This is a genomic window from Flavobacterium microcysteis (assembly GCF_006385255.1).
Classification (GTDB): Bacteria; Bacteroidota; Bacteroidia; order Flavobacteriales; family Flavobacteriaceae; genus Flavobacterium; species Flavobacterium microcysteis.
Map to the genome: position 1 here is coordinate 726794 of NZ_VFJE01000056.1, position 10377 is coordinate 737170.

8 protein-coding genes are annotated in these 10377 nt (G+C 36.6%); 6 read left to right on the plus strand and 2 right to left on the minus strand.

Annotated elements, in window-relative coordinates; translation table 11 throughout:
* Positions 1-179: 179 nt before the first annotated feature.
* The 4 genes from FJA49_RS16855 (at position 180) to FJA49_RS16870 (ending at position 3306) form a co-directional block, all read left to right on the plus strand.
* On the plus strand, positions 180-704 hold the full coding sequence (locus FJA49_RS16855; RefSeq protein ID WP_140002399.1) for a porin family protein: 525 nt from the start codon (positions 180-182) through the stop codon (positions 702-704).
* Positions 705-904: 200 nt separating this feature from the next.
* A complete protein-coding gene (locus FJA49_RS16860; protein WP_140002401.1) occupies positions 905-1429 on the plus strand; it encodes a porin family protein in 525 nt (174 codons plus the stop codon).
* Positions 1430-1651: 222 nt separating this feature from the next.
* Positions 1652-2254, plus strand: coding sequence for an OmpW family outer membrane protein (locus FJA49_RS16865; RefSeq protein ID WP_140002403.1), 603 nt, complete (start codon positions 1652-1654; stop codon positions 2252-2254).
* Between the two features lie 104 nt (positions 2255-2358).
* On the plus strand, positions 2359-3306 hold the full coding sequence (locus FJA49_RS16870; protein WP_140002405.1) for an ABC transporter ATP-binding protein: 948 nt from the start codon (positions 2359-2361) through the stop codon (positions 3304-3306).
* A gap of 59 nt (positions 3307-3365) precedes the next feature.
* On the opposite strand, the gene FJA49_RS16875 is transcribed toward FJA49_RS16870, so the two are convergent.
* Entirely contained in the window at positions 3366-5774 is a 2409-nt protein-coding gene (locus FJA49_RS16875; RefSeq protein WP_140002406.1) for a S9 family peptidase, read from the minus strand.
* A 215-nt stretch (positions 5775-5989) separates the two neighbouring features.
* Here FJA49_RS16875 and FJA49_RS16880 point away from each other — a divergent pair, with 215 nt between their 5' ends.
* Both FJA49_RS16880 and FJA49_RS16885 read left to right on the plus strand, forming a co-directional pair.
* Positions 5990-7000 carry a 3-oxoacyl-ACP synthase III family protein gene (locus FJA49_RS16880; RefSeq protein ID WP_140002408.1) on the plus strand — a complete coding sequence of 337 codons (1011 nt, stop codon included), beginning with the start codon at positions 5990-5992 and terminating at the stop codon, positions 6998-7000.
* 126 nt (positions 7001-7126) lie between these two features.
* The gene (locus FJA49_RS16885) at positions 7127-7624 is read left to right on the plus strand and encodes a L,D-transpeptidase family protein (RefSeq protein ID WP_140002410.1); all 498 of its coding nucleotides are present in this window, start codon (positions 7127-7129) and stop codon (positions 7622-7624) included.
* A gap of 90 nt (positions 7625-7714) precedes the next feature.
* Here the strand turns inward: FJA49_RS16885 and FJA49_RS16890 are convergent, their stop codons facing one another.
* Positions 7715-10129 carry a TonB-dependent receptor gene (locus FJA49_RS16890; protein ID WP_140002412.1) on the minus strand — a complete coding sequence of 805 codons (2415 nt, stop codon included), beginning with the start codon at positions 10127-10129 and terminating at the stop codon, positions 7715-7717.
* Positions 10130-10377: the final 248 nt, after the last annotated feature.

A 10377-nucleotide genomic window follows, 5' to 3' on the forward strand; every position in this document is an offset into this window, starting at 1 on the left:
GGTTTAAAAGTTTTAAAGCTTTAACTAGACAAATTTAACTATGTTTTTTTGAGTTAATTTTAAATTTATGAAATTATTAATATTTTTTTTCCTAAAATTAAGTTAAATAAAAGTGTAAAAGTCAGGTGTTTCGTGTTATTTTTTTAATACATTTGATAGTAATTTAAAACTAAACAAACATGAAAAAAATCTTTTTAACAGTAGTTGCAGTATGTGCTTTTGGGCTTGCTAATGCTCAGGAAGGAATTAAATTTGGTGTTAAGGCTGGTTTGAACTTCACAAATTTTGGTGGAGATAGCGACGGAAACGGTAAAACAGGTTTTTATGTTGGAGGTTTGGCAGATTTCACAGTAACTGACAAATTCCATGTTCAGCCCGAATTGTTGTATTCTAATGAAGGAGCAGAGGATGCTAAATTGGATTACATAAGAATTCCGATTATGGCTAAATATTATGTTTATCAAGGGTTAAGCATTCAGGCGGGTCCGGAAATTGCCTTTAAAATTGCTGCTGAAAACGATTTTCTGGATGAAAGCACAAAATCAATTGATTTTGCTCTTGGCATTGGTGCAGGTTATGAATTGCCAAATGGTTTATTTTTTGATTTAAGATACAACGCAGGTTTGACTAATATCAATGATACGGATACAGGTTTTGATGTTAATAATACGGGTTTTCAAATTGGCGCAGGTTACAGATTTTAATTTTATTCCACTATACTAAAAGCCTTCCGAATGGAAGGCTTTTTTATTTTGAAAAATATCGGTTTTGAGTTTGAATTCCAGTAAATTAGGGTGAAATGGGTTTTGTTTTTGTTAATTTAATAGTTAATAAGAAAATAACATATCTATTATTTTATGTTAATTCCTTGCTATATTTGATGGTAATTTAAAACTAAACAAACATGAAAAAAATTATTTTAACAGTAGCAGCTGTATTTGCTTTTGGGTTTGCTAATGCTCAAGAAGGAATTAAATTTGGTGTTAAGGCTGGTTTGAACTTCACAAATTTTGGTGGAGATGGTGACGCAAACGGTAAGACAGGTTTTTATGTTGGAGGTTTGGCAGACTTCACAGTAAGTGACAAATTCCATGTTCAGCCGGAATTGCTGTATTCTAACGAAGGAGCTGAAGATGCTAAATTAGATTACATAAGAATTCCAATCATGGCTAAGTACTATGTTTATCAAGGATTAAGTATTCAAGCGGGCCCAGAAATTGCATTTAAAATTGCTGCTGAAAACGATTTTCTGGATGAAAGTACAAAATCAATTGATTTTGCTCTTGGTGTTGGAGCTGGTTATGAATTGCCAAACGGCTTATTCTTTGATTTGAGATATAACGCAGGTTTGACAAATATTAACGATACTGATACTGGTTTCGATGTTAAAAACACAGGTTTCCAAATAGGAGCGGGTTACAGATTTTAATCTTATAATTTTATAGAATGAAATGCCTTCCCTTAACGGAAGGCATTTTTATTTTTAGAAATTAGCTTTATATTAACTTTCTGTCTAGTGCATTGATTATCAATTAGTAATGTGGTGTTAGGGTGTTTCGTACGAATTTAATGATAAATGAAAAATAACATGTCAGTTGTTTCGTGTTATTTTTTTTATACTTTTGCCGCATAATTTTAAAACTAAACAAACATGAAAAAAATTGTTTTAACTGTAGCTGCCGTATTCGCATTCGGTTTTGCTAACGCTCAGGAAGAGACTTCTGAAGGCTTTAAAAAAGGTGATGCATTCATTTCTGGTGCTGTAGGTTTTGGTTCAACTAAAACTGGAGATTTCAAAACTAGTGAATTTGAAATCGCTCCAAGTGCAGGTTACTTTGTAACTGAAAACATCGCTGTAGGTGTTGCTTTCGGATACCTATCTTCTAAAGTTGATGTAGGTACTGCTGATGCTAAAAACAGCACATTGTCTGTTGGTGCTTTCGGTAGATACTACTTCACACCAGCTTCTAAATTCTCTATCTTCGGTCAATTGGGTGTAAACTATATGAGCTATGATAATGAGTTTGATCCTGAAGCAGGAACACTTGGTGAGTTCAAAGGTGATGGTTTTGGTGTAAAAGTAGCTCCAGGTGTTAGCTATTTCCTTGCTAAAAACTTTGCAATCGAAGCTTCTTTCGGAGTTCTAGGTTTCGAAACTACTAAGCCAGATGCTGACGGTGCTGAGAAAACAAATTCTTTTGATTTCGGTCTTGACATGAGAGATATCAAATTAGGATTGGTTTACAAATTCTAAGAAATAAAATTAGAATATATTCAAAAAGGCTTCCCATTTGGGAAGCCTTTTTCTTTTAAGATTCACTTCGGTTTCCCTAACTTTGCACTCTTCAATCCACATTCATGTTATCAGTCCAGAACATTTTTTTCGGCTATACCGAAAAACAAGTTATAGAGAATATCAGCTTTACCATCCAAAAAGGCCAAAATATTGCAATAATAGGCGAGAGCGGCTGTGGAAAAAGCACGCTTTTGAAATTGATTTATGGTCTTTATGATTTGGATGAAGGACAGATTTTCTATAATGATACGCCTATTTTAGGCCCAAAATACAATTTGATTCCCGGAGAAGATTATATCAAATACCTGGCGCAGGATTTTGACCTGATGCCTTATATAACTGTTGAGGAAAATGTTGGGAAATATCTTTCCAATGTCAATAAGGAAGAAAAGGCGCAGCGTGTTGCTGACCTGCTTGCTATGGTTGAAATGTCTGATTATGCCAAAACCAAGGCAAAATATCTAAGCGGAGGACAGCAGCAAAGGGTGGCGTTGGCTAGAGTTCTGGCTTTGGAACCCGAAGTACTGCTGTTGGATGAGCCTTTTAGTCATATTGACAATTTTAGAAAAAACGCTTTACGCAGAAATCTGTTCGCTTATTTGAAGAGAAAAGGTATAACCTGTATCGTAGCAACGCACGATAGCGCAGACGCGCTTTCTTTTGCTGATGAGACCATAGTGATGCAGAAAGGTAAAATGCTTGAAAAGGCGCCTTCTAAAGAGCTTTATTTTAATCCGGTTAATAAATATGCAGCATCACTTTTTGGTGAGATCAATGAAATCGTGGTGGAAGATGAGAACGGGACAATGACACACCTGCTTTTATATCCACACCAATTAAAAGTGGCCCAATCAGGTTTTATACAGGTTTTGGTAAAACAATCTTATTTTAAAGGAAACCGATACCTCGTCAAGGCGATATTGGAAAAACAGGTTATTTTCTTCGAACATAATATGGCTTTAGAAAACGATACGCTCGTTTATCTGGAAGTAAGCAATAAAGTATCTTAAAATAAAAATCCCGGAATCAAAAGATTCCGGGATTTTTTAATTTTATAGATAGCTCCAAATTAGTTTTTCAGATGCTTTTCCAGGAACTGATCTTGTTCCCAAAGCAAGTGAAGGATGTTTTCTTTAGCAGCATATCCGTGGCTTTCTTTTGGTAATAAAAGCAATCTTACCGGTGCTCCAAGACCTTTTAGAGCCTGGAAATATCTTTCAGACTGCAATGTGAAGGTTCCTGGATTGTTATCAGCATCACCATGCACAAGCAAAAGCGGAGTTTTCATCTTGTCAGCCGTCATGAAAGGCGACATGGTGTTGTATATTTCAGGGACTTCCCAGTAGTTTCTTTGCTCACTTTGGAAACCGAATGGTGTAAGCGTTCTGTTGTAAGCACCGCTTCTGGCAATACCACAAGCAAATAAATCAGAATGTGTTAGCAAGTTTGCTGTCATAAACGCACCATAAGAGTGTCCTCCAACAGCAACTTTTTTACGGTTGATATAACCTAGTTTATCTACAGCGTCAATTGCAGCTGCAGCGTTGTCAACCAATTGAGTGATAAAAGTATCGTTTGGTTCTGCTGAGCCTTCTCCAATAATTGGGAAAGACGCATCATCCAAAACTACATAGCCTTTGGCTACCCAGTAAACGAAAGAACCATAGTTAGGGAACGTAAATTCATTCGGGTTTTGAGAACTTTGTCCAGCACTGTTTTTGTCTTTGTACTCTTCAGGATAAGCCCAGATCAAAAGAGGCAATTTCTCTTTTTTCTTCATGTCATAGCCAACAGGAAGATATAATGTTCCAGAAAGCTCTACACCGTCTTTTCTTTTGTATTTGATTACTTCTTTATGTACGTTTTTGATACTTTCAAATGGGTTTTTGAAAGCAGTAATCTGTGTTAGCTCATTCTTCTTTTTGATGTTTCTGAAGTAGTAGTTCGGGTATTCGCTTTTCGACTGAATCTGAACTAATACATCACCTTTTTTGAAGTCTTCAATAGAGAAGATGCTTTCTTTTTTGTCTTTGTAAGCAGATTGATACAAACGTTTTGCTTTGAAAGTCTTAATGTTGAATTCATCAATAAAAGGGAACTGTCCGTTTTTAGTATGACCTTCACCAATAAGGAATGCATTGTCATTTTCAAGAGCCAATACTTGTCTTCCATACTGGTTTTTAACTGTTTCGAAGCTTCCCGGATCAGAATAGATATCTTGAGAATTTCTGTCAAAAATTACTTTTGGAGCCTGGCCCGGATTTGACGGGTTAATCAAATACGTTTTCTCGTTTCTGGTGTCATACCATTGGTCAAATAAAATAGCCGTAGTGTTATTTCCCCAAATAATTCCTCCATAACGTTGCGCTGTTTTAGCCAAAGAAGTAGGGTTGGAAGTAAAAGGAGCTTGCCATAAGAAAACTTCATCTCTGAAATCTACTTTGTTAGCAGGATCACCACCATCTAAAGCTTCAACATAAGAAAGAGTTGCAGGCGCATCACTTCTCCAGTTCATGCTTCTTTTTCCTTTACGTGTAGCCATGAATCCTTTTGGCATGATTTCAGAAAGAGGCACTTCGTTAACCATCTTAACTTCTTTTCCTGTAAGATCGTATACGATAGATTTCATAGGGAAACGGCTCAAAGGAACGATATAAGAAAATGGTTTCTGTATCGTAGTAATCATGATGTAGTTTCCGTCAGGAGAAAAACCTTCGCCAGCATATAAGTCTGCACTTTTATAAAGGGACGCTTTTCCGCTTAGGTCAATTTTATAAAGTTCTGAAGTTACTAATGTTTCAAAATTAGTCTCGTCAGTCTTGTTTTTTAATAAATCCTGGTAGGTTCTGTTCTGTGATTTAGAACCGTCGCTGGTAGAAACTGTAGGTCCTTTTGGAAGGTCTTTTTTAGAATCGATCAGAGCAGGACGGTTTTTAGGAAGCATCTTAACCAATAGGTTCTGGTTATCTCTGTACCAGCTGAATGGGCCACCCATATTTGCATTTACAGTTGCATCTGTTAATCGGGTTGCTTTTGCAGAAGCCATATCCAAAACCCACAATTCTACTCCTGTAGCTGTAGTGTGTGTGAAAGCAATTTTCTTTTCGTCAGGAGACCAGGAAATATTGCTGATTTTTGGATTTTGTGGCAAACCGGTTACCTGAATTTCATTCTTGTCCTTGATTTTACGGACTTTCAGGTTGTTTATATACGTTACGGTGCTTGAGATATTGGTAATTGGGTTGATTCTCAAACCGCCTAATCTCATTTCTTCCTGATTTAATTCATCAAGAGTTTTGTAAGTGTTTCGGTACGAAAGAAGCATGTATTCTTTCTTAGTATCCATCGTAACCGAAGGAGCTCTTTCGTAGTCAGCCAGGTCCAAAATTTCTTTGGAAGGCTTCTGGTAAGTAAGCTCTTCCTGCGAAAATCCTGTCAAACCGACAAGCAGGAAAAGCATAGATAGCTTTAATTTCATATTATTTATGTTAGAGTTGATGAAACATTTGTCTAAAATAAGTCAAGCTTGTTACATCTGCTAAAATATTTAGTTAATAAATAAATGCATTCCGTGAAAAAAGCACTTGTGAAATAAACTGTCAATTGCTGATATTGAAATATTTGCTAACTTGTGCAACAGATAATTCGCAGATGCGTAAATTTGCGGTCTGATTTTTAACGAAATAATAAAATATGTATCATTCGAAAATTGCAGGTTTAGGATATTATGTTCCTGAAAATATTGTTACTAATGATGATTTGTCTAAAAAAATAGACACTAATGATGAGTGGATCCAGGAACGTACAGGAATTCAGGAAAGACGCCATATAGTAAAAGGCGACGGGAATACTACTACGTCTATGGGTGTAAAAGCAGCAAAAATTGCAATAGAGCGTTCCGGAGTAGCAAAAGAAGATATTGATTTTATCGTTTTTGCTACGTTGAGCCCTGATTACTATTTTCCAGGTCCTGGAGTTTTGGTTCAAAGAGATTTAGGATTAAATACGGTTGGTGCTTTGGATATTCGAAACCAATGTTCAGGTTTTGTATATGCCTTGTCAATTGCAGACCAGTATATCAAGACTGGCATGTATAAAAATATCTTGATTATTGGTTCTGAAGTGCATTCGACAGGATTAGATATGACAACACGTGGACGTGGTGTTTCGGTAATTTTTGGTGATGGGGCAGGAGCGGCAATAATTTCAAGAGAAGAAGATTCAAACAAAGGAATTTTGTCGACACACCTGCATTCTGAAGGGCAATATGCGGAAGAACTTATCGTAAAAGCTCCCGGAATGGGCGGACGTTGGGTAACCGATATTATTGCAGATAATGATCCGAATGATGAAAGCTATTTCCCATACATGAATGGGCAATTTGTATTTAAAAATGCAGTGGTTCGTTTTAGTGAAGTGATTATGGAAGGCTTAAAAGCCAGCAATCTGGATGTTTCTGATATCAATATGCTGATTCCACATCAGGCGAATTTGAGAATTTCTCAATTTATCCAGCAAAAATTTAAGTTGACAGACGACCAGGTTTATAATAATATCCAGAAATACGGAAATACTACCGCAGCTTCCATTCCAATTGCTTTGACAGAAGCATGGGAGCAAGGAAAAATAAAATCTGGCGACCTTGTGGTGTTGGCTGCTTTTGGAAGTGGCTTCACCTGGGGGAGTGTAGTTATTCGTTGGTAAAAAAAAGAGGCTAAGGTGCTGAGGCGCTAAGCTGCTAAGATTTTATGACTCTGGGTTAAAAAAAACTCTCTAAAACCTTAGTGCCTTAGTACCTTAGTACCTCAGAATCTTAGTACCTCAAAAAAAATGCTTCTTCTAATCCTCCCCATCTCCTTCCTCCTTTACTATTTTTATCCAGGATCAAAATTGCCGAAAGGTAAGGCTATCGATAGGATAGAAGTTTACAAGTCAAAACGAAGGATGAGAGTCTATTATGGAAATGTTCTTTTAAAAACATATCGTATAGCCTTGGGGAAAAATCCGGTAGGGCATAAAGAATTTGAGGGCGATTGCAAAACTCCGGAAGGAATTTATACGATAGACGGAAAGAACCCGAATAGCGCTTTCCACAAAAATCTAGGAGTTTCTTATCCTAATGAAAAAGATGTTGAGCATGCCATGACTTTAGGAAAGTCGGCGGGTGGCGATATAAAAATTCACGGACTTCGGAATGGTTTCGGTTATAGAAGAAAGTTCCACCGATGGAAAAATTGGACAGCCGGCTGTATTGCTGTAACAGATGACGAAATTGACGAATTATATGAAGCAGTGGAAATAGGAGCGGTAATAGAAATATTTCCTTGAATGCAGGATTTATAAAATAAAAAAACTCGGAGGCATCACTTCCGAGTTTTTCATTCTAACCCAATATATAAAAAAATCTAAAATTGATTCTTAGAACATACCGCCACCTTGTTTCGTGTTATCTTCACGATACTTTCTTTGCAGCGCTCTGTTTTTACCACCACCAAACATATAGTTGATTCCGAAGTAAAGGCTTTGGCTTTCCCATCTGAAAACTCCTGTGCTTGGATATGGATTTCTGCTGTCGAAGCCATATTCCATCATATTAAAGACGTCATTGAAACGAACACTGAAGTTCATCTTGTTGTTCAACATAGAGTAACGTGCTCCCATATCAATTTTGTACATGTCTTTGCTATCATTTTGAACTCCATCAACACCACTTCTATAGAAACCAAACAATAGGAAGCTCAAATTCTTTGTTGCTTTGAAGTTACTATTCAATCTTGCATTAAATGCAGCAGCGTCAATTTCTTTTCTTACAAAATCAAACTGGTCGATTGTTCCAGGTCTCAATACAGAAACCAGACCTTTTTGTGAAATACTTGAGAAATCGATAGAAGGCTGAACATCCCACCATTTTGCAATTTTGTAGTTGGCAGACAATTCAAATCCGTAAGCAGAATTGTTGTCAAAGTTAGCCCAGCTCATGATCAAGTCATTTGGGTTGTCTGTAGTTTCGTCAGAATATAAAACTCGGCTAATTTCATCATTGATCAATCTGTAGTAAACACCTCCTGTAATCGAGCCTTTTGTAAGTATTCTGGTATAGTTCAATTCTACAGAGTTGGTAAACTGTGGCTCTAATTCCTGATTACCCAAACCGGTAACCAAAGGCGTTGCAAACTCTCTGATTGGTTTTGTCTGTTCTAAGCTTGGTCTGTCAACACGACGGCTGTAGCTCAACTGGAACATGTCTTTCTCATTCAGGTTATACGTAAAATAAGCTGACGGATAAACTGTGATATAATCGTCCTCAAAAGCTACTTTGCTATTGTTTACATTCAGGTTAGCCTGTACTTTATAGCTTTCAAAACGTGCTCCAAGTTGGTAACTGAATTTTTCAAACTTCTGTCCGAAAGTAGCATAAGCTGAGTAGATGTCAATATCGTATGTATAGTTTGAACTTCTGTTTCCAATTGGAACCAACAGGTTTCCTGTAGTATAATCGTTTGATGTTCTTGTGATTCTGGCTTCAGCACCCAATTCAAGAGTCGATTTTTCAGACAAAGGATTTACGTAATCCAGGTTTAAAGTTGTGGTTTTTCTTTTGTCAACAATTTTGTCATTATAAATAACCTGTTCTGCCGGATTAACAAATGTTGTCGTGTTGAAATTTGCTTTTTGCGTCTGGTCATAATCATTGTAGTTTCCTTCAAAGTCCAAAGTATGGCCTTCTTTTGCAAACTTATGTTTATAGGCCAGGTTATAGGCACCACTATTATTGTCTGTATCATATCTTCCTAGCTGCAATACATTTGGCAGGTCTCCATTCAGGTAACGAATATCAGTATCTACATTTCCTTTACCATTCATTGAGTTTTGGTTCGTATAGAATGAAATCGTATTGTTATCATCGATATAATAATCCATGCCAATCTTGTATAAATACGATTCATTGTCATTCAGCATATTAAGCTTCTGTTGTGAATTATTGTCGAATCTTTGGATAAAACCGTCATTGTGGTATTTTCCGAAGTTGCTTCCTCCATTTCCAAAGAAGTTTACTTTTCCGGTTCTGTAGTTCATGTCCAAAGAGTTGTTGAATTTTGGATCTTTGGCGAATGTAATTCCTGAGTTTAAGCTTCCGTTGAAACCGTTATTTGAGTTTTTATGCAACACAATGTTGATAATACCCGACATTCCTTCCGGATTGTATTTGGCACTCGGGTTCGTAATCAATTCGATTTTCTTGATTGATGTAGAAGGAATCTGTTTTAGCAATTGTGCCGGATCCATATTGGTTGGTCTTCCGTCTATCAATACCCTAACATTTTGGTTTCCTCTTAAGGAGATTTTTCCATCCTGATCAACATTCACAGAAGGAATATTGTTCATGATTTCTGAAGCTGTGGCTCCGGCCGTTGTAAGGTCGCGTCCTACGTTGATTACTTTTCGGTCGATTTTTTGCTCAATCGTTGAGCGTTCTGCAATAACTTCAACGCCTTCCAGCTGAGTTGCTTCGTCTGCAAGGGTAATTCTGCTTAATGACAAGCTTTTTTGACCTGTTGTAAGATCGGCCTTTCCGTTATAAGGCTTGTATCCGATAAACTGTATCTCGACATTGTAATTCTTAGGAGCAAGTCCTTTTACTTCAAAATCACCACTATCATCAGTGATACTTCCTGTAATTACTGTCTCACCTTCCTTCACCGTCACGGTAGCGTAAGAAATCGGTTGTCCCGATTTATCGACTACCTTTCCTGTAATCGTCAGATTGTTTTGTGCCTGCATAGAAAGCAATGGCATCATAATAAGGCTTAGAATAAATAATTTTAGTCTCATTGGGCTATTTTTTGATTGATGTTTGATGTTGCAAATGTATTTGTTTTTCTATTAACATGTAATGCATAGTACTAGTTTATACAAAAATTAACATCTTTTTAATATTGAACGTGTTTTAGCTGACTATATAGACTATAGAAATAAAAATATGTTACACATTTTTTCATATTTAAATTCATTCCAAACAATAAAAAGGCTTCCTGTTTTAGGAAGCCTTCTGATTAGCTGTAAATTAGTAGCTTTTAAAT